This is a genomic window from Hyphomonas sp. (assembly GCF_013823385.1).
In the GTDB taxonomy this organism is placed as follows: domain Bacteria; phylum Pseudomonadota; class Alphaproteobacteria; order Caulobacterales; family Hyphomonadaceae; genus Hyphomonas.
Genome location: NZ_PNMA01000015.1, coordinates 19860 through 43522, shown reverse-complemented (window position 1 = coordinate 43522; position 23663 = coordinate 19860). Strand labels below are relative to the sequence as shown.

Annotated in this window: 22 protein-coding genes and 1 pseudogene; 16 read left to right on the top strand and 7 right to left on the bottom strand. The window is 63.4% G+C overall.

Features of this window, described 5'->3' with window-relative positions:
* The first annotated feature begins 33 nt into the window (after nucleotides 1–33).
* A complete protein-coding gene (locus tag C0456_RS10580; protein WP_291051523.1) occupies nucleotides 34–747 on the top strand; it encodes a DUF1003 domain-containing protein in 714 nt (237 codons plus the stop codon).
* A gap of 152 nt (nucleotides 748–899) precedes the next feature.
* Here the strand turns inward: C0456_RS10580 and ndk are convergent, their stop codons facing one another.
* Nucleotides 900–1322, bottom strand: a complete 423-nt coding sequence (gene ndk, locus C0456_RS10575; RefSeq protein WP_291051520.1) for a nucleoside-diphosphate kinase — start codon at nucleotides 1320–1322, stop codon at nucleotides 900–902.
* Between the two features lie 153 nt (nucleotides 1323–1475).
* On the opposite strand from ndk, the gene C0456_RS10570 reads away from it, so the two are divergent.
* Together C0456_RS10570 and C0456_RS10565 are read left to right on the top strand one after the other, a co-directional pair.
* A complete protein-coding gene (locus C0456_RS10570) occupies nucleotides 1476–1814 on the top strand; it encodes a zinc ribbon domain-containing protein YjdM (RefSeq protein WP_291051517.1) in 339 nt (112 codons plus the stop codon).
* Between the two features lie 9 nt (nucleotides 1815–1823).
* Nucleotides 1824–2282 carry a GNAT family N-acetyltransferase gene (locus C0456_RS10565; protein ID WP_291051515.1) on the top strand — a complete coding sequence of 153 codons (459 nt, stop codon included), beginning with the start codon at nucleotides 1824–1826 and terminating at the stop codon, nucleotides 2280–2282.
* 389 nt (nucleotides 2283–2671) lie between these two features.
* On the opposite strand, the gene C0456_RS10560 is transcribed toward C0456_RS10565, so the two are convergent.
* From C0456_RS10560 to C0456_RS10550, 3 genes and pseudogenes are all read right to left on the bottom strand, one after another.
* The gene (locus tag C0456_RS10560; protein WP_291051513.1) at nucleotides 2672–3145 is read right to left on the bottom strand and encodes a DNA polymerase III subunit chi; all 474 of its coding nucleotides are present in this window, start codon (nucleotides 3143–3145) and stop codon (nucleotides 2672–2674) included.
* A gap of 222 nt (nucleotides 3146–3367) precedes the next feature.
* A pseudogene (locus C0456_RS10555) lies at nucleotides 3368–4840 on the bottom strand (leucyl aminopeptidase); the annotation flags it as partial.
* A 164-nt stretch (nucleotides 4841–5004) separates the two neighbouring features.
* Entirely contained in the window at nucleotides 5005–6735 is a 1731-nt protein-coding gene (locus C0456_RS10550) for a methyl-accepting chemotaxis protein (protein WP_291051512.1), read from the bottom strand.
* Nucleotides 6736–7197: 462 nt separating this feature from the next.
* Between C0456_RS10550 and C0456_RS10545 the strand changes: the two genes are divergently transcribed.
* From C0456_RS10545 to rpmG, 10 genes are all read left to right on the top strand, one after another.
* On the top strand, nucleotides 7198–8337 hold the full coding sequence (locus C0456_RS10545; RefSeq protein ID WP_291051510.1) for an LptF/LptG family permease: 1140 nt from the start codon (nucleotides 7198–7200) through the stop codon (nucleotides 8335–8337).
* Entirely contained in the window at nucleotides 8337–9458 is a 1122-nt protein-coding gene (lptG, locus tag C0456_RS10540) for an LPS export ABC transporter permease LptG (RefSeq protein ID WP_291051508.1), read from the top strand. The genes C0456_RS10545 and lptG overlap by 1 nt, the downstream gene beginning before the upstream one ends.
* Before the next feature lie 72 nt (nucleotides 9459–9530).
* Nucleotides 9531–12110 (top strand): type I DNA topoisomerase, encoded by a 2580-nt coding sequence (gene topA, locus C0456_RS10535; protein WP_291051506.1) that lies wholly within the window; start codon nucleotides 9531–9533, stop codon nucleotides 12108–12110.
* A 463-nt stretch (nucleotides 12111–12573) separates the two neighbouring features.
* Nucleotides 12574–12876 (top strand): GIY-YIG nuclease family protein, encoded by a 303-nt coding sequence (locus C0456_RS10530; RefSeq protein ID WP_291051504.1) that lies wholly within the window; start codon nucleotides 12574–12576, stop codon nucleotides 12874–12876.
* Between the two features lie 158 nt (nucleotides 12877–13034).
* A complete protein-coding gene (locus C0456_RS10525; RefSeq protein ID WP_291051502.1) occupies nucleotides 13035–13373 on the top strand; it encodes a hypothetical protein in 339 nt (112 codons plus the stop codon).
* Nucleotides 13374–13437: 64 nt separating this feature from the next.
* Complete coding sequence (locus C0456_RS10520; protein WP_291051500.1) at nucleotides 13438–13803, top strand: hypothetical protein; 366 nt, start codon at nucleotides 13438–13440, stop codon at nucleotides 13801–13803.
* 59 nt (nucleotides 13804–13862) lie between these two features.
* Complete coding sequence (rnr, locus tag C0456_RS10515) at nucleotides 13863–16154, top strand: ribonuclease R (protein ID WP_291051499.1); 2292 nt, start codon at nucleotides 13863–13865, stop codon at nucleotides 16152–16154.
* 42 nt (nucleotides 16155–16196) lie between these two features.
* Nucleotides 16197–16685: a hypothetical protein gene (locus C0456_RS10510; RefSeq protein ID WP_291051497.1), complete on the top strand. Its 489-nt coding sequence runs from the start codon at nucleotides 16197–16199 to the stop codon at nucleotides 16683–16685.
* Nucleotides 16686–16827: 142 nt separating this feature from the next.
* Nucleotides 16828–17553, top strand: a complete 726-nt coding sequence (locus C0456_RS10505) for an NUDIX domain-containing protein (protein WP_291051495.1) — start codon at nucleotides 16828–16830, stop codon at nucleotides 17551–17553.
* A gap of 158 nt (nucleotides 17554–17711) precedes the next feature.
* Nucleotides 17712–17879 (top strand): 50S ribosomal protein L33, encoded by a 168-nt coding sequence (gene rpmG / locus C0456_RS10500; RefSeq protein WP_035594522.1) that lies wholly within the window; start codon nucleotides 17712–17714, stop codon nucleotides 17877–17879.
* Between the two features lie 66 nt (nucleotides 17880–17945).
* Here the strand turns inward: rpmG and C0456_RS10495 are convergent, their stop codons facing one another.
* From C0456_RS10495 to C0456_RS10485, 3 genes are all read right to left on the bottom strand, one after another.
* Complete coding sequence (locus tag C0456_RS10495) at nucleotides 17946–19172, bottom strand: MFS transporter (protein WP_291051493.1); 1227 nt, start codon at nucleotides 19170–19172, stop codon at nucleotides 17946–17948.
* Nucleotides 19173–19235: 63 nt separating this feature from the next.
* Nucleotides 19236–20603, bottom strand: a complete 1368-nt coding sequence (locus C0456_RS10490) for a PleD family two-component system response regulator (protein WP_291051491.1) — start codon at nucleotides 20601–20603, stop codon at nucleotides 19236–19238.
* Nucleotides 20600–20992 carry a response regulator gene (locus C0456_RS10485; protein WP_291051488.1) on the bottom strand — a complete coding sequence of 131 codons (393 nt, stop codon included), beginning with the start codon at nucleotides 20990–20992 and terminating at the stop codon, nucleotides 20600–20602. Before C0456_RS10485 ends, C0456_RS10490 begins: the two co-directional genes overlap by 4 nt.
* A 138-nt stretch (nucleotides 20993–21130) precedes the next feature.
* On the opposite strand from C0456_RS10485, the gene C0456_RS10480 reads away from it, so the two are divergent.
* Genes C0456_RS10480 through C0456_RS10470 form a run of 3 tightly spaced genes read left to right on the top strand, consistent with a single transcriptional unit; the run spans nucleotide 21131 to nucleotide 23662 of the window.
* Nucleotides 21131–22405: a DNA polymerase IV gene (locus C0456_RS10480; protein ID WP_291051485.1), complete on the top strand. Its 1275-nt coding sequence runs from the start codon at nucleotides 21131–21133 to the stop codon at nucleotides 22403–22405.
* A gap of 55 nt (nucleotides 22406–22460) precedes the next feature.
* Complete coding sequence (locus C0456_RS10475) at nucleotides 22461–22922, top strand: RidA family protein (protein WP_291051482.1); 462 nt, start codon at nucleotides 22461–22463, stop codon at nucleotides 22920–22922.
* Between the two features lie 5 nt (nucleotides 22923–22927).
* The gene (locus C0456_RS10470) at nucleotides 22928–23662 is read left to right on the top strand and encodes a glycerophosphodiester phosphodiesterase family protein (protein WP_291051479.1); all 735 of its coding nucleotides are present in this window, start codon (nucleotides 22928–22930) and stop codon (nucleotides 23660–23662) included.
* The last annotated feature ends 1 nt before the right edge of the window (nucleotide 23663 follow it).

The window sequence follows — 23663 nt, the reverse complement described above, 5'->3', positions numbered from 1 at the left end:
ACCGGCCAATTTTACTCTGAACGGGAGAAGCTGATGGCTTCGGATACTGGCGAAGTTACCTGCGCTGTCTGTGACAAGACCTTCCCGCCCGCCGAGGTCCGGCGTGTAAGTGACACCACACGGGGCACCAAGGCGGCGCTGCAATCGCAGCTGCCCGGCATCCAGCCGGACCAGCATGTCTGCCTGCCCGATATTGCGCGGATGCGGCGTCTGTTTCTGGAACAATTGCTGGAAAAAGAACGCGGAGAGCTGACCGCGCTGGATGAGCAGGTGCTGTACAGCCTGGAAACGGGCACGCTGGTGGCCGACGAGCCGGATGCGGGCTGGGATGAAGCGCGCAGCTTTGGCGAGCGGGCGGCCGATGCCGTCGCGCGGTTTGGCGGTTCGTGGACGTTCATCCTGCTGTTCTGCTTCATCCTGGTATTATGGATGCTGGTGAATGCCACCGGATTCCTCCTAGGCAGTTTTGACCCTTACCCCTTCATTTTATTGAATTTGGTGCTCTCCTGCATTGCGGCCTTGCAGGCGCCTATCATCATGATGAGCCAGCGCCGGCAGGAGGCGAAGGACCGGCTGCGCTCGGAGAACGACTATAAGGTGAACCTCAAGGCGGAGCTGGAAATCCGGCACCTGCACGAGAAGCTGGACCTCCACCTGCACCGCCAGTGGGAAAGGCTGGCCTCGATCCAGAGGCTCCAGATCGAGCTGCTCGAAGAAGCTGCGCACGGCGCTGATCCCCGCAAATAGGCGCCAGAACCGGGCCAACGGCGGGCATTTCAGGGTCAGGCCCGGTCATTTCATGGACAAATCCGGACAGTTTCGGACACTTCCGGACACAAAAAACCGGAGGCGGGCGGGCCCGGCCTCCGGCTGGATGTCAGCGCCCGGAGGCGCGCCGCTCAGGCGGTGATGTCAGCTTCCGAGAAGAACTGGGCGATCTCGAGGGCCGCGTTCTCGGCCGAGTCCGACCCGTGGACCGAGTTCTCGCCGATCGACTTGGCGAACAGCTTGCGGATGGTGCCTTCGGCCGCGTCGGCCGGATTGGTGGCACCCATCACTTCGCGGTATTTCGCGACGGCGTCTTCGCCTTCGAGGACCTGCACGACGACCGGGCCGGAGGTCATGAAGTCAACCAGCTCGCCGAAGAAGGGGCGGGCCGAGTGGACGGCGTAGAAACGCTCGGCCTGGGCGCGCGTCATCTGGATGCGGCGCTGGCCGACGATGCGCAGGCCGGCTTTCTCGATCACGGCATTGATGGCGCCGGTGAGGTTACGCTCGGTGGCGTCGGGCTTGATGATGGAAAAGGTGCGCTGCGCGGCCATGGGGCTTCCTGTCGTCTCGTGTTGTTTCCGGGGATGTGCGCGGCCTATAGCGGCGCCCGGCCGCCGGGGCAAGCGGGGACATACCGGGGGTTGCGGGGACGCCCGCCGGGGATTAGGGGCGTTGAGGCCCCTCCGTTTGAAAGCCCCCTTCCCATGAGCGACCTTCCCCCCTGCCCGAAATGCGGCTCCACCCTCACCTATGAAGACGGCGCCCTGCTGGTCTGCCCCGAATGCGCGCATGAATGGGCGCCGGGCGAAGCGGCCGCCGAAGACGGGCCCAAGGTGGTCAAGGACTCGGTTGGCAATGTGCTGGCCGATGGCGACACGGTGACGGTGATCAAGGATCTGAAGGTGAAGGGCTCGTCCCTCGTCGTAAAGCGCGGCACCAAGGTGAAGAACATCCGCCTCGTGGAAGGGGATCATGACATCGACTGCAAGATCGACGGCGTCGGCGCGATGGGATTGAAGTCGGAGTTTGTGAAGAAGGGGTGAGGGGGGTCGATGGCCGCGGAAATACGCAGCGGAAAACCGGAAGACGCCGAAGCGGCGATCCAAACCCTGCGCCGCTCGATCACCGAGCTTTGCCGCGCCGATCACGGAGATGATCCCGAGGCCCTCGAAAGCTGGCTCGCGAACAAGACCGAAGCTTCATGGCATGACTGGCTGGGGCGGGCCGACCGGCTGGTCTTCGTGGCGGAGCAGGACGGCCTCATCCTCGGCGTGGGCATGATCAGCACTGCTGGCGAAGTGATGCTGAACTATGTTGAACCGGACGCGCGGTTTGCCGGCATCAGCAAGAAGTTGCTCACCCACATGGAGCGCGGCGCTTCCGAACGGGGGCTTGGGTGTTGCTTCCTTGAAAGCACGAGAACGGCACTGAACTTTTATCTCGCCTGCGGATACGCCCCGGTCAACACGGGAGAGAGCGAGCGGCGCCTTGAGAAGCGGCTTGGCGGTTAGCCAAAACTTGATTTTGAGTCAGGATACGGATTACCTGATTCCCGGACAACCACTTTCCGTTTCGTCACCCCGGAATTTGCGAGAGCAAATGTCCGGGGCCCAGAAGCATTGACTGAAACTGGGTCCCGGTCTTCGCCTGCGGCGAAACCGGGATGACGACAAACTATTGCTGCGATATTGGAGCGGGCGGGAGATGGGCCCTCAGACCGGCTTTGCCGGTCGAGGGTGACGACCACGGAGGAGTTTGCGTTCGTGGGTATCGCGGCGCTCAACCCACCCTACGGCTACGCGGCTCACTTGTCCTGACCTCCCGTTTTGTCATCCCGGCTTTCGCCGGGATGACAAGGGGATGGGGTTTGGAAGATCGACTACGAAGGGTTTGAAGAAGACTAAACCCCCGCCTCTTTCCAGCCGCCACGATCCGTCTGCTGAAAATAGCGGGTGACGAGGCCGGCGTCTTTCGCCGCCTTGAACTGGGCGCGGGCCTTGTTGCGGGTGCCGGTGTCGGAGTCCTCGAACATCACCATGCAGCGCTTGAAGGCGGCGTCCACCGGGGCCTCCACGCCGTCCATGAGCATCAGCGCCTCGGCGCTGTTGGCGTTGGAGAGCTTGGCTGAGAGCAGCACCGGCTGGCGGGCGACATCGAGCCCCGGTGCATCGGCCTGGCCATGGGGCAGGAAGGAAGCGTCATCAAACGTCCAGAGCACGGCATCCAGCTTTGCCAGACGCTCCGCCCGCGGAGAAACGGCCAGCACGCGCCAGCCGGCCTCAAGGCATTTCTGCAGCAGCGGCGCGGCCGCCTCCTCCAGCGCCGTGCGCGAGAGATGGTAGAACCACCATTCGGGGGGGGCAGGCTGGGACACTCTCTGCGCGGCTCCTCTTGTCCTTCGACTTTGCTCAGGAAGAGCAAGGGTTGCAAGCGGCCTGACTGGATAAAGGAACCTATCGGTCGTCACGCTCGATGGCTGAAAGCCATCTGAGCGCCCATCTCCTGCCCCTTCCGCTTTCGCAAACGGAGAGGTCTGGAGATGGGCCCTCAGACGGGCATTGCCCGTCGAGGGTGACGAGCAGCGAGCGCGTGGGAACTACGCTTCGTAATTATCCACAATCCACCGGCTGAGCAGGCGCGGGCCGTAGCCTGACGCCCAGCTGGGGTCGGTCGGGGCTTTGTCGCCTTCGACCCAGGCGACGCCGGCGATGTCGAGGTGGGCCCAGCGGACGCCGTCCTTGATGAAGCGCTTGAGGAACTGGGCCGCCGTGATCGAGCCGGCCGCGCGGCCGCCAATATTGCGCATATCGGCAAACTTCGACTTGATCAGCGAGTCATATTCCGAGCCCATCGGCAGGCGCCAGACGCGCTCGCCTTCGGCAAGGCCCGCCTTGGTCAGCTCATCTGCCAGATCGTCGGAGTTGGTGAAGAGACCGGCATGATGGTGGCCGAGGGAGATGACGATCGCGCCGGTCAGCGTGGCAAGATCCACGATGGCTTTCGGCTTGAAGTTTTCCTGCGCGTACCAGAGCACGTCACACAGGACGAGGCGGCCTTCGGCATCGGTGTTCTGGACTTCGATGGTCTGGCCGGATGCCGAGCGGAGAATGTCGCCGGGGCGGATGGCGTTGCCATCGGGCATGTTCTCGACAAGGCCGATGAGGCCGACGACGTTGACCTTGGCTTTCGCCTGGGCCAGGGCGCGCATCGTGCCGGTGACGGCCGCCGCGCCGCCCATATCGCCGCGCATTTCTTCCATGCCGGGGCCGGGCTTAAGCGAGACGCCGCCGGTGTCAAAGCAGACGCCCTTGCCGACGAGGATGACGGGGTCTTCGCCCGGCTTGCCGCCATTCCATTTCATGATGCCGAGCTGGCTTTCCTTGACCGAGCCCTGACCGACGCCGAGGAGGGCACCCATGCCGAGCTTGGCCATCTGCTTCTCGCCGAGCACTTCCACTTCCACGCCGAGATCGGCGAGTTCCTTGATCTTCTCCGCGAAGCTTTCCGGGTGAAGGTCGTTGGGCGGCATGTTGACGAGGTCACGCGCCAGATAGGTGCCGTCGGTGGCGGCATCGAGCAGGGCGTAGGCAGCCTTGGCGGCCTTGGGATCGTCACACACGATGGTGAGGGTCGAAAGGCTGGGCTTCTGGTCGGATTTGAGCTTGGTGAAGTAGGTATCGAAGCGGTAGGCGGCGAGCTTGGCGCCGGCAGCGACGCGGGCGGCTTCTTCCGCAGTGTGGACCGTGATGGAGGCAGATTTGAAGCCGGAGGAGGCAAATGCCTTAATGAAATGGGCGCCGATATTCTCCAGCGCGCGGGCATCGCGCTTCTTCGGCTTGCCGCCGCCCAGCACGACGGCGCGGCGCGCGTCCGAGCCCTTGGGCAGCACAACCGCCACCTGCTGGCCAACCTTGCCATCGAATCGGCCGCCCTCGATGGCTTCGGCGATCAGGCCGCCTGCGGCCTTGTCGAGCGCTTCTGCGCTGCCCGGCAGACCTGCCCCTTCATCGGCGATGAAGGCGGCGATGTCGGCCTTTGCGGCTTCTGCGAATGTAATCTTCATGTGTGGAAACTCCGTTTGGAGCGGAAACTAAGCATCGGCGCGCCAAGCGCAACTCGTTAGCGAGTAAACAACTGCCAATACTGTGTCGTTTTCAGAACGCGGGTGCGAACTGCGCCGGTCTGCCGCGCGCAGGCTCTGTCAGGGCGGCGGCGGGCCGGCCCCTGACGTTCCTAGCTGGCCTTCCGGCCCGGAACGACCAGCGCGGGGCTGCGGCGGGCCTCGACGGAGAATCGGGAGATGAGTTCGGCCAGATGCTGGGCTTCGCGCGACAGCGTGTGGGTGGCCGCCGTGGTTTCTTCCACCATGGCCGCATTCTGCTGGGTCGAGGCATCCATTTCACCGACGGCCGAGTTGATCTCGCCGAAGGACGCCGCCTGCTGTTTCGAGACGGCATAGATATCGCTGACCAGGTCACTGATTTCGGAAACCTTGGCGGAGATCTGCTTGAAGGCGTCCCCTGTCTGGGCAACCAGAGCGACCCCGCTGCCGACCTGGTTGGTGGAGGTCTTGATCAGCGCTTCGATTTCCTTGGCGGCGTCAGCCGATCGCTGGGCAAGCGCGCGGACTTCGGTGGCAACCACCGCAAACCCTCTGCCGGCTTCCCCGGCGCGGGCAGCCTCAACCCCGGCATTCAGCGCCAGCAGGTTTGTCTGGAAGGCAATCTCGTCAATCACATTGGTAATGCTCTGGATTTTCAGGGCCGAAGCGGAGATGTCTTCCATTGCCTGGACGGCAGAGCGCGCGACCGCGCCGCCATCGTCGGCCTCCTGACGGGCGCTTTCCACAACCATCTTGGTCTGGCCCGCCTGATCGGCAGAATTGCGCAAGTTGGAATTGATCTGACCGATGGCCGAGGCGGTTTCGCTCAAGGCGGCAGCCTGGCGTTCGGTTCGCGCCGAGAGGTTCTCGGCCGCCCCGGCAATCTCCCGCACACCGCTTTCCACGCCGTGGACAACGCCCTGAATGTCTTTCAGCAGGGTGCGAAGGTTGACGACGGTTGCGTTGAAGTTCCGGCGGAGTTCCTCATAGCTGGCGGCGAAGGGGCGCTCGATTTCGCAGGTCAGATTGCCGGCGGAAAGCGCGCCCAGTCCTTCGGCCAGCGCTTCCACGATCTCCGCCTGTTCGGCGCGCACACGCTCGCTTTCGGCTTCGGCGAGCTTCCTTTGGCTGGCGGCCTTGGCTTCTGCGGCGGCCTGGGAATTGCGCGCGGCTTCGAGATCTTCAAGCGTCTTCTTGAGCGCAGTGGCTTCCCGCTCGATTTCAGCGCGGGCGGTGGCTTCCTTTTGCTGGGCCTCGGCGGTCTTGAGGCGCGCCGTTTCAAGGTCTGCCAGCGTGACTTTAAGTTTCTCGGACTCCCGCTCGATCTCGGCGCGCGCAAGTTCGGCGTCTCGCTGGCGCTGATCGGCCGCTGCAGCATAGACCTGAACCGAGCGGACCACGAAGCAAAGCCCGGCGGTTTCCACAGCCAGGATGATGGCGTGCATCGCCAGACGGCCAAAGCTCGAACCGCCGGGATAGATGAAATCGGAGGCGGCAAAGTTGAGCACGATATGGTGAACCGCAACGAATGCCGCCGCCGCGAGGATGACGGTGAGCATCCGGAAACCGCTCAGCAGGGCAAGCGCCGCGAAGAAGTACATATGCGCGTCGATCTGCCACGGATGGCCGCTCAGGGCCAACACCAGAAGGGCCGCCTGGGCCATGATGGTGACGCCCATGACGACCGAGCCAACCTGCCCCTGGATCACATAGCGCGCGATCACCGAAATCATGGCGATCCCCAGAGACCCGGCAATCAGCAGCAATACCGGAGCGCCGGCCAACAGGGCCGCGCCGGCCCCAATGGGCACATGGAAGAAGGAATAGAGGAGGAAAAGGGTCGGGGTAGAGGCTGTTTTCAACGTGCCGAACACTATCAACTCCCTATGCACCATGCGATGGGCGGAAAACCCGCTTCCAGAATTGCCCTGGCCAGAAAAAACTCGATGGCGATGCAGGCGCCGATCGCGGCGATGGCGGTCATAGCGCGCACGGCCTGGTGCCGAGCCGGAGAGCTCCGCTCGCGTCCCGTTGCATCCAGCCTAGCGCTAGCCACTGCCCTGTTGCCCCCAGCATCCATGATTCCCTGCGCCGCAGGCAAAACCCATGGTTAACTAAGGACCATCCACCAGAACGTTTACGAATGAATTAAGCAGGAATGGCTGCGGCGGCGCCAAGGCAGCGCGGATAAACGGCGCGCCATGTGCGGAAACTCCGGCCCGAGCGGAAACTAGGCATCGACGCGCCAAGCGCAACTCGTTAGCTAGAGAAATGCTGCCAATTCCGGTTCGATTTCTGGACGCTAGAGTGCCCGCGCCCCACTTATGACCAAGATCCAGCTGCACCTCTTCCGGCAGGTCCTGCAGGCCGTGCTGATCATCGTGGGCAGCCTCGTGATGGTCGCGCTGCTGGCGCAGGGATTGTCCCGTACCGATGTGATCCTGGAAAACCGGCAGTCGGCGCTCACCTATTTCTATATCGTCATGCTCGGCTCGCCGCAGGTGATTGCCCTGCTGTTGCCGCTGGCTTTGTTCGTGGCCGGGGTATGGTCGCTCAACCGGATACACAAGGATTCCGAAATCGTGGTGGCGCAGGCCGCCGGGATGACGCGCTGGCAGATAGCCTCGCCGGTGATGCGGCTGGCGGTGGTCTGCATGCTGGCGCACATGTCGGTGAACCTGTGGGTTCAGCCGATGTCCCAGCGGGCGATGCGCGAGGCGGTGGCCGATGCACGGGCCGATCTTGCCGCCGCCCTGTTCCGGGCCGGACAGTTCACCTCCAATGGCGAACGGCTCACATTCTACGCGCGCGATCAGGTGGGCGGGGAATTGCGCGGCGTTCTGATCTCGGACATGACCGATCCTGACTATCCGACCGATATCCTGGCCCGGTCGGCGGCGCTGGTGACGGTCGACGGGCACCCCACCCTCCTCCTGCGCGACGCGCTCAGCCAGCAGCTGGACGCCAACCAGCAGCTCTCGGTGCTGGAATTCGACCAGTACATGTTCGACCTGACGGACTTCATGAAGGAAGATTCCGAACTGGTGCTCAAGGCATCGGACAAATTCCTCTTCGAACTGCTGTTCGTGGACCGGAAGAACTATTTCGAGAGCAAGGAGGCCGACACCTTCCTGGCCGAGGCCAATGCGCGCCTCACCTCGCCGCTGCTCAACATCGTCATGGCGCTGCTGGCGATCTTTGCCGTTCTGGGCGGGGATTTCAGCCGCCAGGGCTACAGCAAGCGGATCGGCATCGCGACCGGCGGGGCGATCTTCGTGCTGGTGGTGCATCTGGCGCTGCAATCGGCGGCGGCGGATGACCCGGCCCTCAATATCGCGCTCTGGGCGGTGCCGCTCCTGGCTGGCCTGATGCTGGGCTGGATCTATTTCAGCCGCGGCGCCCGCATCGGGCGCAAGCAGAGGATTGCCCCTCCGTCCGGATACATACCCGGAGCGCGCGCCTGATGCCCGTGTTTTCCCGCATCCAGCGCTATATCCTGCGCGAATGCATCTCCGGCCTCGTTCTGGTGCTCGGCATCCTGCTGCTGGCGATCGTGATGATCGACGTTGTGGAGCAGTTGCGCACCATCGGCAGCGATGTGGAGATCACGCTGCTTGATGCGCTGCGCCTGTCGGCCATGAAACTGCCGATGATTGTCGAGCAGACCCTGCCCTTTGCGCTGCTGGCCGCCACGATGATGGCCTTCACCCGGCTGAACCGGCGGTCCGAACTCTCGATCATCCGGGCAAGCGGCCTGTCGGCCTGGCGGTTCCTGACGCCGGTCATCGTGCTGGGCGTGGTGCTGGGCCTGTTCTCCTCGATGGTGCTGAACCCGTTTGCGGCGAGCCTTACCCAGTCTTTCGAGGCCGAACGGGCCCGGCTGCTGAACATCGGCCGGGGCACTGTTTCGGTTGCCGAAACCGGCATCTGGCTGCGTCAGGGCGACGATACCAGCCAGTATGTGATCCATGCGCGCCGGGTCGAAGATGGCGGCCGGACACTGACCGGCGTGAAGATCATCGAGGAACAGCGTCTTTATAATGGGCGCCAGCCGACCAATGACTTTGCCTTTGTGCGCCGGATCGACGCCCAGCGGGCGGTTCTGAACGATGGCTTCTGGCAGCTGGAGAATCTGGTCGAGAACCTGCCCAACCAGGTGCCGGAACGCCGCGCCACGCTGGCCATCCCGACCTCGCTGGACGCGGTGCGCCTGCTGGACGAATTTGCCACGCCCAACACGATCGGTTTCTGGGAATTGCCCCGCTTCATTTATGAAACACGTGCCGCAGGACTGGACACTTCGCGCTATTCGATGCGCTGGTTCACCCTGACGGCGACACCGATCCTGTTTACGGCAATGGCCCTGATCGGGGCGCTCGCCTGCCTGCGCCTGCAGCGTCTGGGGGGCACTTCCCGGCTGCTTGCAACAGGCGTCATGGCGGCCATTGGGCTTTATTTTTTCACGCAATTTTCCTCCAGCCTGGGGGCAACCGGCGCCGCGCCTGCGGCCGTGGCGGCATGGGCTCCGCCGCTGTTCTTCCTGTTCGCCAGCCTGGCCTTCATCGCCTACCGCGAAGACGGTTGACGCTGTCCCGGCCTTGACAGCCCCTGCCGTGGCAGACCATCTCTGCCGCCCTTGAAGAGGTGGACCCCCCGCATGAAACTTGTCGTCGTCGAGTCTCCGGCAAAGGCCAAAACGATCAACAAGTACCTGGGCAAGGACTATAAAGTCCTCGCTTCGTACGGGCATATCCGGGATCTGCCGTCGAAAAACGGCTCGGTTGACCCCGAAAACGACTTTGAAATGGTCTGGGAAGCCGATGCCAAGTCCGCCAAACGCATCTCCGACATCGCCAACGCCCTGAAGGACGCCGATACGCTGATCCTGGCGACCGACCCTGACCGCGAGGGCGAGGCCATCTCCTGGCACCTGATCGAGGCGCTGAAGAAGCGCCGGGCCCTGAAAAAGGACATGGCGGTCGAGCGCGTGGTGTTCAACGCGATCACCAAGAGCGCGGTGACCCAGGCCATGGAAAACCCGCGCAAGCTGGACGAGGAACTGGTCGATGCCTACCTCGCCCGCCGGGCGCTGGACTATCTGGTCGGCTTCAATCTCTCCCCGGTTCTCTGGCGCAAGCTGCCGGGCTCGCGCTCGGCCGGCCGGGTGCAGTCGGTTGCCCTGCGCATCGTGTGCGACCGCGAGAACGAGATCGAGATGTTCCGGCCGCAGGAATACTGGAACATCGCCGCCGAGCTGCGTGCGCCCGATGGCTCGCATTTCGAGGCCCGGCTGCATTCGCTCGATGGCGAGACGCTGAAGAAGTTCACCCTCGGCAACAAGGGCGACGCCGACCGCGCGCTGGAGATCGTCAAGGTCGGCGGCTATTCCGTCACCTCGGTTGAGGCAAAGCCCGTCAAGCGCAACCCGCCGCCGCCCTTCATCACCTCCACCCTGCAGCAGGAAGCCAGCCGCAAGCTCGGCTTCTCCGCCAAGCGCACGATGCAGGCCGCCCAGAAGCTCTACGAGGAAGGCCGCATCACCTATATGCGGACCGACGGCGTCAACATGGCCGAGGAGGCCTATGTGGCCGCCCGCGCGATGATCCAGTCCAATTACGGCGCGCGCTATCTGCCGGAAAACACGCGCCGCTATTCCTCCAAGGCCAAGAATGCGCAGGAGGCCCACGAGGCCGTGCGCCCGACCGATTTCAATCTGCGCCCGGAAGATTATCATGGCGACGGCGACCTGAAGAAGCTCTACACGCTGGTCTGGCGCCGGGCTGTGGCCTCGCAGATGGAAGCGGCGCTGTTCGAGCGCACAACCATCGACCTCACCTCGAAGGACAAGCGCGCGGGCCTGCGCGCCACCGGCCAGGTCGTCGTGTTTGATGGCTATATCAAGCTCTACACCGAAGGCCACGACGCCGGCGAGGATGATGACGACGCCGAAGGCCGCCTGCCGAAGATGGCCGAAGGTCAGCATCCTGACCTTCTGAAGGCGGACGCCAACCAGTCCTTCACCCAGCCGCCCCCGCGCTATACCGAAGCCTCGCTGGTCAAGCGGCTTGAGGAACTCGGCATCGGCCGCCCCTCGACCTACGCCTCCACCCTCTCCACCCTGGAAGACCGGGGCTATGTCCGCATCGAGGGCAAGGCGCTGGTGCCGGAGGATAAAGGCCGGCTGGTCACCGCCTTCCTCGAGAACTTCTTCAGCCGCTATGTGGAGTATGACTTCACCGCAGGCCTGGAAGAAAAGCTCGACGTGATCTCCGATGGCAAGCTCGACTGGAAAGCTTTCCTGCGCGAATTCTGGCAGCAGTTTGCTGCCGATATCGACGGCACCAAGGATCTGCGCGTCTCGGCCGTGCTTGACGCGCTGAACGAGGCGCTGGGCGCTTACGTGTTCCCGCGCACGGACGCCGAAGGCAACCCGGTTGAAAAGCCGCGCCAATGCCCGCTCTGCAAGGAGGGTGAGCTGTCGATGAAGCTCGGCAAGTTCGGCGCCTTTGTCGGCTGCTCGCGCCACCCCGAGTGCAAATACACCCGCCAGTTTTCCTCCGAGGGCGGAGAAAGCGCCGCCATCAGCCCCGATGGCAACGAGCTTGGCGTTCATCCGGATACGGGCGAAACCATCTTCCTCAAATCCGGCCGCTTCGGCCCCTATGTGGAGATGGCAAACGGCGAGAAGCCCAAGCGCGCCTCGCTGACCAAGGCGGACAAGGACAATCTGGACGGCTTCACCCTGGCGCGCGCCGTTGAGCTGCTGATGCTGCCGCGTGAAGTCGGCCCCCATCCGGAAGATGGCGAGATGATCCTCGCCAATTTCGGCCGCTTCGGGCCCTATGTTCAGCATGGCAAGACCTATGCGAACCTCAAAGACCCGCGCGACGTGTTCACCATCGGCGTCAACCATGCCGTCGCGCTGATCGAGGACAAGAAAGCCCGCGGCTCCGCCCGCGGCGGGGCCACCGCCCTCAAATCCCTCGGCGATCACCCTGACGGCGGCGCCATCGAAGTGTTCGAAGGCCGCTACGGGCCTTACGTGAAATGGGGCAAGGTCAACGCCACCCTGCCCAAGGAAATCACGCCGGATGCCGTGACGCTTGAGCAGGCCATCGAACTTGTAAACGCCAAGGGCGGCACCGCGAAGAAGAAAGCGCCCGCCAAGAAGGCCGCCGCGAAAAAGCCGGCTGCGAAGAAAGCGGCCCCGAAGAAGAAGGCTGCGAAGAAGGAGTAGGCAGATGGTGGATATTCCAAATCCGGCACCGCTGCTCTACAGGATTTGGACCGCGCTTCGGCAAAATCCTTGTACCATTGAAGTAATTGATTGCCTCCCACATGACGGGAGGCAGTGGATCAGAATTAGAAATGATCATACCGCTCCAATTCAACTATTCGATATTGATTTCGAATGGACGTTGAAAGGTGAAAAGACGCCTTCAAAGTTTCATACACCCTTAGTGTGGGTACTGAGCTCTCACACAAAAAGTTCTCTGCTTCCCGGACAATCATTCGAGCATCCGGTCGATGCTCATGAGATTTCAGATCAAGTGATCAGATGCCGCATTAGGGTACACCACAATAGGTCTAAGTACCCTAGCCAAAAGATTTTCAAACCGATAGTGGATTGATCGGCCGTTCCGCAGGAGATGGGCCCTCAGATGGCCTGCGGCCATCGAGGGTGACGAAGGGGCGAGGGCGTGGCAAACGAAGACCGGATTATTGCCGTCTACATCACCGCAAACCGCAAGAACGGCACGCTCTATACAGGCGTTACCTCAAATCTCGTGCAAAGGATCTGGCAGCATAGAGAGGGGATCTTTGAAGGTTTCTCGAAGAAGTGGGGATGCACCCGGCTGGTCTGGTTTGAAACCCATGACGAAATCTCCGAGGCCATTCGTCGCGAGAAATCAATCAAGGTTTACCGCCGTCAGAACAAGATCAATCTGATCGAACAGCAGAACCCGGACTGGAAAGACCTGTGGTTTGAAATCACCGGCTAAGCCATCAGATTTCGTCACCCTCGATGGCCGCAGGCCATCTGAGGGCCCATCTCCTGACGTTTCCTCAAACACAGCAGTCTCCATAAGAATAGTCATTCACCCTCCCTTCATCTCCCCTCTGTCCCTATGCGGAGGAAAGTGACCGGAGGCCGCCGACCATGCCCTTGCCCGCCCTGTTCTCCGCCATCGCCCTGATGGGCGCGCCCGCCAGCGTAGACAGCCCCTATGAGATGGAAATCTACGTCCGTGAAAAGGTAAGCGAGACCGTTTTCCTCGCCGCGCCGGAGATGGCGGCGGCGGGCACATTGCCGGTCTTCCGCATCTGCTATCGCAGCGGCGCGTCCACCCCCGCCCCGGAAACCCTCAGCGTACATATCGGCGCGCGCACGCAGCTGCTGCCGCCCGGCCGGTGCGGTTTCTTCGCCGGCGATCAGATAGATCTTGCCGTCTGGAAGGGCGTGGGCACCCTGCGCGCCTCGGTCACGCTGCTGCGCTGAGATTGACACCGCCGCTGCCTCAAGCAAGCTCGGCCACAACGAACCGTGGGGACATCAAACGATCATGCTCCGGAAAATCCTTCTGGCAACCCTGGCCGCCCTCCTGGCCCTGCCCCTTGCCGCGCTTGCCCAGGTGCCCCCGCCCATCCGGGTCACCGCCAAGGGAAGGGAGGTCGTGCCCGTCCTGATTGGCCAGCCCCTGCCCCAGGGCGTGCAGGTTCTCTCCACCCCGGTGCTGCAGGTGTGCCATGCCGGCAGCGGCGCCGCGAATGCGGTGATCCTCTCCGGGGATCCGGATTTTGACGAGGCCGAGACGGTCGAGACCGTGATCGTTCCCGGCCAGTGCGTGTTCATCGCTGCCCGGCTGGTACGCCTGACCACCAATAGCGATGGGGCCAGCACGGCAATACTGGTGCAGCTGGTGGGTTGAAAGGGCGTTGCGCATAAATTCCCGCGCAATTGCGCCCGAATTACACTATATGCGGCGTCATGAGTTTTCCAGATAGACAGACTGTCCTTGATTTCCTGAGGGAAAATCCAGGCGCCACCACCAAAGCCGATATCGCCCGGGGCCTGAAAGTGAAGGGTCACGAGCGGGCCATCCTGCGCGATGTGCTCAAGGAGCTTGAGGAAGAAGGCAAGCTGGAGCGCACCGGCAAGCGCAGCTTCGCCCAGGCCGACCGGCCCCCGCCGTCGGGCCTTGTCGAATTCACCCGCCTCACCAAAGACGGCGATCTCCTCGGCCAATGCGTTGGCGATAGCGGCCTCTTCGGGCCAGAGCTGGTCTATGGCGGCCCCTCCGGCAAAAGCCGTGGCCGCGCGCCTGCCAAGGGCGACCGGGCTGTCTGCAAGATTGCCCAGCGCGACAATGGCGAATGGCGCGCCTATGTCATCACGCTCTTGGAAAAGCGCCTCAGCGACCGCATCGTCGGCCTCTATGAACACGCCCCGCGCGGCGGCCGCATCCTTCCGGCGAGCCGCAAGGAACGCCGCGAGCTGCTGATCCAGGAAGGCGACCGCAAGGGCGCCAAGGATGGCGATCTCGTCGTGGCCGAGCCCAAGCCCCAGGGCCGCCGCCAGATGGGCCCGCCGCTGGGCGTGGTGAAAGAGGTGATCGGCCACATCACCGACGCCCGCTCGGCGAGCCTCATCGCCATCTATGCGCATGACATTCCGGTAGACTTCCCCGAAGCCGCCCTGAAGGAAGCGCGCGAGAAGGAACCCGCCGACGTTCCGCGAACGGACCTTCGGGGTACCCCCCTCATCACCATCGACCCGCATGACGCCCGCGACCATGACGACGCCGTCTGGGCCGAGGAACTGGAAGATGGCGGCTGGAAGGTGATCGTCGCGATTGCCGATGTCGCCGCCTATGTCACCGAGGGTTCGGCGCTCGACCGCGAAGCGGAAAAGCGCGGCAACTCGACCTATTTCCCGGACCGGGTCGTCCCCATGCTGCCGTTTGAACTCTCGGCGGACGCCTGCTCGCTGCGCGAGAATGAAGACCGGCCGTGCCTCGCCGTGGAGATGATCTTCTCAAAGGACGGCCACAAGAAGCGCCACCGCTTCCTGCGCGCCACCATGCGGTCGGCGGCCAAGCTCTCCTATGAGGAGGCGCAAACCGCCATCGACGGCCATCCCGAAGGCAGGGCGGCCGAGCTTCTGGAAACGGTGCTGAAGCCGCTCTGGGGCGCCTATGCGGCCGTCTCCAAGGCGCGCGACATCCGCAGCCCGCTCGACCTCGACATGCCCGAGCGCCGGATCATGTTTACGCCCGAAGGCGAACTTGACGGCATCACCACCAAAGTGCGCCTTGATGCCCACCGCCTGATCGAAGAATTCATGATCCAGGCAAACGTCGCCGCGGCCGAAACGCTGGAGCAGAAGAACAGCCCGGTCATGTACCGCGTGCATGATACGCCGTCGGACGCGAAAGTGGCGGCCTTTGCCGAGTTCCTGCAGACGCTCGACATGAAATGGAATATCGGGGAACGTCCGCAGACGCACAAGTTCAACCGGCTGCTGGCAGAGATACGCGGCGGGGATTATGAAGGCATGATCTCCCAGATGGTCCTGCGCACGCAGGCCCAGGCGATCTATTCGGAAGAAAACCTCGGCCACTTTGGCCTCAACCTTCCCAAATATGCCCACTTCACCTCGCCCATCCGGCGGTATGCAGACCTTGTCGTCCACCGCGCGCTGATCCGCGCACATGATTTCGGCCCCGATGGCCTCTCCGAGCGCGCCGCCGTGCGCCTTGAGGAAATCGCCGAACACATCTCGATGACCGAACGCCGCTCGATGGCCGCCGAGCGCGACGCGACCGACCGCTATCTGGCGATCTTCCTGTCAGACCGCGTGGGCGCCGAATTTGATGGCCGCATAACGGGCGTCACTCCGGCGGGCCTGTTTGTGTCGCTGGCAGGGTCGGGCGCCGATGGCTTTGTGCCGATCTCCTCGATCTCGGAAGACTACTGGATACATGATGCGGCGGCCGTGGCCGTCTATGCGCGCGGGTCGGGCAAGACTTTCTCCATCGGTCAGATCGTCCGTGTAAAGCTGCGGGAAGTGACGCCGCTTCAGGGCGGGCTGCTGCTGGAGATGCTGTCAGAACCGCTGCCTGCCCCGCCTGGCCGCCATGCCGCCCGCCAGGCCATCACGCGCGAGCGGGGCGGCCCGCGCAGCCGCAGCGGCGGAGGCGGCGGCGGCCCACCCCGCAGAGGCAAGCCGAAATTCGACAAGCGCACGCTGCCCAAGAAGGGCAAGCCCAAGCGGAAGTAATTGGTACTGGAATTAGAGGCCGATCAAATCAGGTGAACAGATATGGCCAAGCTGAAGCCTGCGACTCATGAATGGCTTTTGGAGCTTGAAGCGCAGGAATGGTTTTCTCGCCTGGGAGACGCCATCAATGATCGCTCAGTGAAAGCTGCGCGAGACCCGAACGACTTTGCAGAATCCATAAACAATCCTTACTGGGAAGATGTGACGCTGGAAGCGGCCAATCAAATCCGCGAGGCAATTCAGAGAAAGTCCTGGTCCGATTACAGGAGGTGGAATGAACCGGTTGATCTCCTGAAGCCCATCATTTTGCCGTTGATAGAACGCAAGATTGAGCCGTTCCGGAATGATCCCAGCTTCAAGGTTATTGAGGCATGCGTACGATGGGACATTCTGCATTGGGGGATAGAAAATGAGTTTTCTGAATTTGATCCGCCGGGCTTTTTCGGCGCACTGGGCAGTTGGTATCTAAGGGGCCATATTCCCTGTGGATGGGAGGGCAAATTCCCTGAAGGCCGGTTGATCGTTTACTGATCTTTTCACCTGCCCGTATCCGTGAAGATGGCACGCACAGCATCGCGATCGCCTTGCCCATTCCACGTATTGCGACGCGGCGGGCGAAACTTCCCCCAACGTCATGGTTTCAGAGGCCGCGATTCGTCTTTAAGATCACCACATGTCCGGTATGCTCAAATCTGCGTTCGACAAGGAAGAAGACGGCGACGTCGTCATCAAGGGCAAACCGAGCCCGCGCCCGAAGGATGCAGCGACGCTGATCCTCGTGCGCCGCGATCAGGCCCAGCCCCGCGTGCTGATGGGCAAGCGCGCGGGCACCAATGCCTTCATGCCGGACAAATACGTCTTCCCCGGCGGACGGGTTGACCCGCATGACGGCAAGGCCCTTGCCTGGCAGGAGCTGCGCCCGGATGTGGAGCAGAAGCTGCGGCTGCAATCGCGCCGCCTGCCCCGCGCCATGGCGCTGACCGCCATCCGCGAGACTTTCGAGGAAACCGGCCTGATCGTCGGGCGCTCGGCCGAGATGCCGGACACCTGCCCCATCGGCTGGGAGGATTTCCACAGGCTGGACGTGGTGCCCAATCTTGCCCCGCTCACCTTCATCGGCCGCGCGGTGACCCCGCCTTACCGGCCCCGGCGGTTTGACGCCCGCTTCTTCATGGCCGAGGCCGAACTCGCCCTGATCGACGAGCGCCCCCCGGTAGACGGGGCAGAGCTGTCTGACCTGCAATGGGTGACGCTGGCGGACGCCATGAAGCTCGACCTGCCCTCGGTCACCCGCTTCATGCTGGGAGAGATTGCCGAGCGGCTCGCCCGGCCCCAGGACGCGCACAGCCCGCCCTTCCTGCGCTGGACCCGCACAGGGCACCAGACTGACCGCCTGTGACGCCGGAAGTGTCCGGATTTGTCACGAACTGTCCGGATTTGTCCGGAACTGTCCGCGAATTGGCACAGGCCTGACCGTGTCTGGCGCTTGACTTCACCCGGAACCCTCGCCATTAAGCGCGTTTTCCGGATTCAACCCTGACTCAGAAGGGCCGCGACATGGCCAAACCCGCAACCATCAAAATCCGCCTCAACTCGACGGCTGATACCGGCTTTTTCTATGTGACGAAGAAGAACCCGCGCACGATGACCGAGAAAATGGTCCAGCGGAAGTATGACCCGATCGCGAAGAAGCATGTCGAGTTCAAAGAAGGCAAGATCAAGTAAGGTCTTGTTCCTTCAGGAACTTTTCAAAGAACCCGCGCTTTCCGGCGCGGGTTTTTTCTTGAGGTTTCAAGCCTCCGGCCGCCCGTCATGCAGCTTGCGCGCGTCCCGCAGCTTGGGGAACAGGAAGGCCGAAAGCCCCGCCACGCCCACCGCCGCGATTCCCCCCGCCACCACGGTAAACACGGGCCCCAGCGCCGCCGCCATAAACCCCGCCCGGGTTTCCCCCAACTCGTTGGAAGCCCCCACAAAGATCGAGTTCACCGCATTCACCCGCCCCCGCACCTGATCGGGCGTCCAGATCTGCACGAGAATATCGCGGATATAGACCGACACCATGTCAAAGGCGCCCACCAGCATCAACGCCAAAATTGACAGCCAGGCGAGCGTAGACGCGCCAAATACGGCTGTCGCCAGGCCAAACAGCGCCACCGATACCAGCAGGATCCAGCCGGCATAGTCGCGGATCGGGAACGCCGTGATCAGCACGATGGCGGCGATCGCCCCCACCCCCGGCGCGGCCCGCAGCAGGCCGAGCCCGGCTTCCCCCACATCCAGAATATCCCGCGCATATACCGGCAGCAGCGCCACAGCCCCGCCCAGCAGCACCGCGAACAGGTCCAGCGTGATCGCGCCCAGCACGATCTTCTCCTTCCAGATATAGCTGAAGCCCCCCAGCAGCGTTGACAGCGTCGTGGGCGTCCGCTCGATCCTCTGGTCGGGCTTGGGAAGGGTCAGGATAAGAACGGCGCCCACGGTCAGCAGGCTCATCGCAGTGCCATAGGCAAAGGCCGGGGAGATGCCCGCCAGCAGGCCGCCCGCCACAGGCCCGGCAATGGAGGCCAGCTGCCAGGAGGAAGACATCCAGCCCACGGCATTAGGAAACGCTTCCTTGGGCACCAGATTGGCCACAAGGCTGGACGAGGCAGGCCCGTAGAAGGCCCGCGCGACGCCGAAGACGGTGAGCACGCTCAGCACCGGAACCGGCGCGAACTGGCCCGTCAGGGCAAGGTAAAGGATCGCCGCGGCGCAGGCCATCATCAGCAGCATGGAGCTCGCCATCACAAGGCGGCGCCCCACCCGATCGGCCACATTCCCGGTCACGACCACCAGCCCAAGCGCCGGCAGGAACTGCACCAGCCCGATCCAGCCAAGCCAGATGGGATTGCGCGTCTCGTCATAGATCTGCCAGCCGATGGCGACCGACAGCACCTGCGTGGAAAAGGACGTGAAGAAGCGAGAGATGAAATACCGCGTGTAGGACGGAAACCGGAACGCTTCGAAACGATCTGACATGAGCGCGAATAGGCTCCCTCACGGCTGGTCAGCCGCTGTGGGCCTGCGGTGCCGCAAAGTCAATCAGGCGGCGATGCTCTCCACCCGGTTCCGCCCGCCCGTCTTGGCCTGGTAGAGCGCCGTATCGGCCCGGTGCATCAGGTCGTCGGCGGTGTCGCCCGCGCCCTGGAGCGTGGAGACGCCGGCGCTGACAGTGATGCGAAGATCCTTTGTGCCGCCCAGAACCGGAAACGCCTCTGCGGCCACTGCCTTGCGGATACGCTCGGCGGCGGCGCAGGCCAGATCGCCCGGCGTGTTGGGCATCAGCACGACAAACTCTTCCCCGCCCGTCCGGCACACGACATCGGTGGGCCGGACATTCGCGCGCAGGCGTTTGCCGATCTCGCGCAACACATCATCTCCGGCCTGGTGGCCGTGGGTATCGTTGACCGCCTTGAAATGGTCGATGTCGGTCATCATCAGCGACAGGGGCTGGTTGCCGCGCACGGCGCGTTGCATGAACTGCTCAAGCTGGCCGTTCATGTAGCGCCGGTTGTGCAGGCCGGTCAGCTGGTCGATGACCGACAGCTCCAGCCCCCGGTCCACGCGCTGGCGCAGGATGTCGATATAGCGGGTGCGGCGCGTCTGGGTGCGGATGCGGGCGGCCAGCTCCTGCCGGTCAATCGGGATGGTGATCATGTCGCTGGCGCCGATCTCAAGCCCGCGCAGGGCCTTCGCCTTGTCATGCGGATCACAGATCAGAATGAGCGAAATGGACCGCGTCACCGGGTTCGTCTTGAAATGCGCGATCATCTTCAGGGGATCGAAGCTGCGGGCAAACAGCGACAGGATCAGGACATCGACGCGCTCGGACGCAAGCTCGCCCATGTCGCCTGCTTCCATCAGCGTCGTGGCCATGTGGCCCTGCGCGCGCAGGGTGTTGGCGAGGCGCCCGGAGGAACGGGCGTCGTCATCCACGATGAAGATGCGGGAGGGCCGGTCGATCTCTTCGCGGCTTACCTCTTCCATGGCGCCGGAGCGCAGGCCGCTTGCCTCCCGCTGGCGCAGTTCGGACGCCACGGTGTTGTAGCGCATCAGCGCCGTGATGCGGGAATTGAGCAGGAAATCGTCCACCGGCTTGGTGAGGAAGTCTTCCGCGCCGGCGTCCAGCCCCCTCACCCGGTCTTCGAGCTCGCTGAGCGCGGTGACCATGACGACAGGAATATAGGAGGTCGCCGGGTCTGCCTTCAGCCGCTGGCACACCTCATAACCGTCCATGCCGGGCATCATAACGTCCAGCAGGATGATCTCGGGATGCTCGCGGCGGGTAACTTCCAGCGCCTGGGGGCCATTCTCGGCGAGGAGTACGGTATGATACTGCGCTTCCAGCTTTGCCTGCAGCAGACGCCGGTTCGCCTCGATATCATCGACGACGAGGATGCGGGCAGTCATTCTGCCGGCTCTTTCGGCATCAGCGCTTCCACGGCGCGAATGAAAGAGGCGATCTGGATCGGCTTGGAGAGATAGCCCTCACAGCCCGCTTCGCGCACCCGCTGCTCGTCGGCGCGCATGGCAAAGGCGGTGACGGCGAGGACGGGAATATGGGCGACCTTCTTGTCGTCCTTCAGCCAGCGGGTGATGTCGAGACCCGACACTTCCGGCAGCTGGATGTCCATGATGATGAGGTCAGGAAGCTCTTTCCGCGCGATCTCGACCGCCTTGGCGCCGTCACGGCACTGGAAGGTCGTGAATCCGTATGCGCCCAACAGGTCGCAAAAGAGGCGCATGTTGAGTTCATTGTCCTCAACAACAAGCACCTTTCCGGATCGCTTCTTGACCATCGGTTTCCGATTAGTTGACGATTCGCACGGGCGCGGGGGCGCCAGCTTCAGCTATACTGCAAATTGTTAACGCGCCTTTACGCCTGCGGCAGGGCCTGTTTGCGGCAGACCCCGGAACATGGCAGGAACAGCTCTGTCATGTCGAGTCTTTGCCGCGATTGTCAGCACCGGAGCGAGGCCGGCCTCACGGCCTGCCCTGCCTGTGGCAGCCGCAGGATCGTGACCCATCCGGCCCTGTTCAGCCTCTCGATTGCGCATGTGGACTGTGACGCCTTCTACGCCACTGTGGAAAAGCGAGATAATCCAACGCTCAAGGACAAGCCGCTGATCGTCGGCGGTGGCCAGCGGGGGGTGGTGACCACCTGCTGCTACATCGCCCGCCTCTATGGCGTCCGGTCAGCCATGCCGATGTTCAAGGCGCTGAAACTCTGCCCGGACGCGGTCGTCGTACCGCCGGATTTCCGGAAATACCGGGAAGCGGCCAAAGCGATTCGGGCCGAGATGGATCATCTCACCCCCCTGGTGCAGCAGGTTTCCATCGACGAAGCCTATCTGGATCTTGCCGGAACCGAGCGCCTGCATGGCGCCCCGCCCGCCGCCAGCCTTGCCCGGCTGGCGAAGAATGTGGAGCGGGAGGTGGGCGTGACCGTCTCGGTCGGCCTATCGTCCAACAAATTCCTCGCCAAGACCGCCAGCGAACTCGACAAGCCGCGCGGCTTTGCCATCATCGCGCCGGAGGAGGCCGAAGCCTTTCTTGCGCCCCACCCCGTCAGCTTCCTGCACGGGGTCGGCCCGAAATTCGCCGAATCCCTCGCCAAGGACGGCTTTTACACCATTGAAGACATCCAGAAGGCGGACCTGAAAAGCCTGATCCGGCGCTATGGCGAAACCGGCGACTGGCTGAAACGCTGCGCCCATGGCCAGGACAACCGGAAAGTGAACCCGCATGAGGACCGCAAATCGGTCTCCAGCGAGACGACCTTCTTCGAGGATACCGCCGATCTGAGCATCCTGGAGGATCATCTCTGGCGCCTCAGCGTGAAAACGGCCGACCGGGCAAAGGCGGAAGGCGTCTCCGGCCGCGTGGTGACGCTGAAGCTGAAGACGGCGGACTTCCACCCGCTGACGCGGCGCCTCTCGCTGGCAGAGCCCACCCAGCTCGCCCAGGAAGTGTTCCGGGCGGCGCGGCCTCTGCTCCTGAAGGAGGTGACCGGCCGGGTAAAATACCGGCTGATCGGCGTCGGCCTGTCCGACCTTTCCACCTACCGCGCAGATGCGGCCGATCTGATCGACCCCAAGATCGCCAAACGCGCCGCCGCCGAGCGCGCCTCCGACAAGGCCCGCGCCAAGTTCGGCGCCGGGGCGGTCGTCACCGGCAGAGCCGCAAAACACATCCGCAAGCCTGAGGGCTGACTCTGCCGCCACGGCAGGCTAGGACGGGCGCGAACGCATTACAGGAGTAGCCCCCATGTCCACCCCCGAAGCCCGTCTTGATGCCCTCGGCATTGCCCTGCCGACGCCGATGAAGCCGGTCGCCACCTATGTGCCCTTCGTCATCACCGGCAACATGCTGTTCGTCTCCGGCCAGGTTTCGGCCACGGCCGAGGGCCGCATCATGGGCCGCCTCGGCGAGAATATGGAACTCTCTGCCGGCCAGCAGGCCGCCCGCATCTGCGGCATCAACCTGATCGCCCAGGCCAAGGCCGCCGTGGGCGAGCTTTCGCGCATCAAGCGCGTCGTGAAGCTTGGCGGCTTCGTCAATGCGGCGCCCTCTTTTGTGGACATCCCGCAGGTGGTGAATGGCTGCTCGGACCTGATGGTGGATGTGTTCGGCCCGGAAGTCGGCGCCCATGCCCGCTCGGCTGTTGCCTGCCCCACCCTGCCGCTTGGCGTGGCGGTGGAAGTCGACGCCATCTTCGAGATCGCCTGATCCCGATGGCCCGCCGCTTTGCCCTGAAGGACTTCGCCTACGCCCATCGCGGCCTCTGGACGAAGGACGGCCTGCCGGAGAATTCCCTCGGCAGCTTCAGGGCAGCGGCGGAAGCCGGCCTCGGCATCGAATTTGACCTGCGCCCCTCTGCCGATGGCGAGGTGATGGTGTTCCATGACGCGGCGCTGGAACGGATGACCGGCGCTGCGGGCACGTTTGAAGCCCTGCCAGCCGCCACTCTGCGCGGCCACCGGCTGAATGGCGGGGATGAGCCTCTGCCCTCCTTCGAGGATCTGCTCTCCCTCTGGCCGCAGCATCTGCCGATGCTGGCGGAAATGAAGATCGACGGGGGCACCGATCCGGCCGCCTTTGCCCTCAGGGTCGGCCAGCGCCTGCTGGAGTGGCCGGGCCTCGCCGCAGCGATGAGCTTTTCCGACATTGCCGTGCGCGCGCTACCCGAAGGCCTGATGCGCGGGCAGCTGATTGCGCCAAGCGCCCAGTATGGCGAGGCCTATTTCGATGCCTTCGCCGAAGCGGCCATCGCCGACGGGATCGACTATCTCGCCGTCCACCATACCGATGCTGCCCGCGCTGCGGCCGCGCTTGAGGGGGAGGATATGCCCTTCGTGGTCTGGACCGTGCGCACGCAGGCGGATCTTGCCGCCCTCAAGCCCCACCAGCCTGCCCTGATCTTTGAACACTTCAGCCCGGCGCTGGCGCTGGGCGCGATCGCGCCCTAGA

Coding starts and splice junctions, on each gene's coding strand:
- C0456_RS10580 (WP_291051523.1), top strand. CDS start 34: ATGGCTTCGGATACTGGCGAAGTTACCTGCGCTGTCTGTGACAAGACC.
- C0456_RS10470 (WP_291051479.1), top strand. CDS start 22,928: ATGGCCCGCCGCTTTGCCCTGAAGGACTTCGCCTACGCCCATCGCGGC.
- C0456_RS10505 (WP_291051495.1), top strand. CDS start 16,828: ATGTCCGGTATGCTCAAATCTGCGTTCGACAAGGAAGAAGACGGCGAC.
- C0456_RS10520 (WP_291051500.1), top strand. CDS start 13,438: ATGCTCCGGAAAATCCTTCTGGCAACCCTGGCCGCCCTCCTGGCCCTG.
- C0456_RS10475 (WP_291051482.1), top strand. CDS start 22,461: ATGTCCACCCCCGAAGCCCGTCTTGATGCCCTCGGCATTGCCCTGCCG.
- topA (WP_291051506.1), top strand. CDS start 9,531: ATGAAACTTGTCGTCGTCGAGTCTCCGGCAAAGGCCAAAACGATCAAC.
- lptG (WP_291051508.1), top strand. CDS start 8,337: ATGCCCGTGTTTTCCCGCATCCAGCGCTATATCCTGCGCGAATGCATC.
- C0456_RS10525 (WP_291051502.1), top strand. CDS start 13,035: ATGCCCTTGCCCGCCCTGTTCTCCGCCATCGCCCTGATGGGCGCGCCC.
- rnr (WP_291051499.1), top strand. CDS start 13,863: ATGAGTTTTCCAGATAGACAGACTGTCCTTGATTTCCTGAGGGAAAAT.
- C0456_RS10490 (WP_291051491.1), bottom strand. CDS start 20,603: ATGACTGCCCGCATCCTCGTCGTCGATGATATCGAGGCGAACCGGCGT.
- C0456_RS10480 (WP_291051485.1), top strand. CDS start 21,131: ATGTCGAGTCTTTGCCGCGATTGTCAGCACCGGAGCGAGGCCGGCCTC.
- rpmG (WP_035594522.1), top strand. CDS start 17,712: ATGGCCAAACCCGCAACCATCAAAATCCGCCTCAACTCGACGGCTGAT.
- C0456_RS10510 (WP_291051497.1), top strand. CDS start 16,197: ATGGCCAAGCTGAAGCCTGCGACTCATGAATGGCTTTTGGAGCTTGAA.
- C0456_RS10485 (WP_291051488.1), bottom strand. CDS start 20,992: ATGGTCAAGAAGCGATCCGGAAAGGTGCTTGTTGTTGAGGACAATGAA.
- ndk (WP_291051520.1), bottom strand. CDS start 1,322: ATGGCCGCGCAGCGCACCTTTTCCATCATCAAGCCCGACGCCACCGAG.
- C0456_RS10545 (WP_291051510.1), top strand. CDS start 7,198: ATGACCAAGATCCAGCTGCACCTCTTCCGGCAGGTCCTGCAGGCCGTG.
- C0456_RS10570 (WP_291051517.1), top strand. CDS start 1,476: ATGAGCGACCTTCCCCCCTGCCCGAAATGCGGCTCCACCCTCACCTAT.
- C0456_RS10565 (WP_291051515.1), top strand. CDS start 1,824: ATGGCCGCGGAAATACGCAGCGGAAAACCGGAAGACGCCGAAGCGGCG.
- C0456_RS10495 (WP_291051493.1), bottom strand. CDS start 19,172: ATGTCAGATCGTTTCGAAGCGTTCCGGTTTCCGTCCTACACGCGGTAT.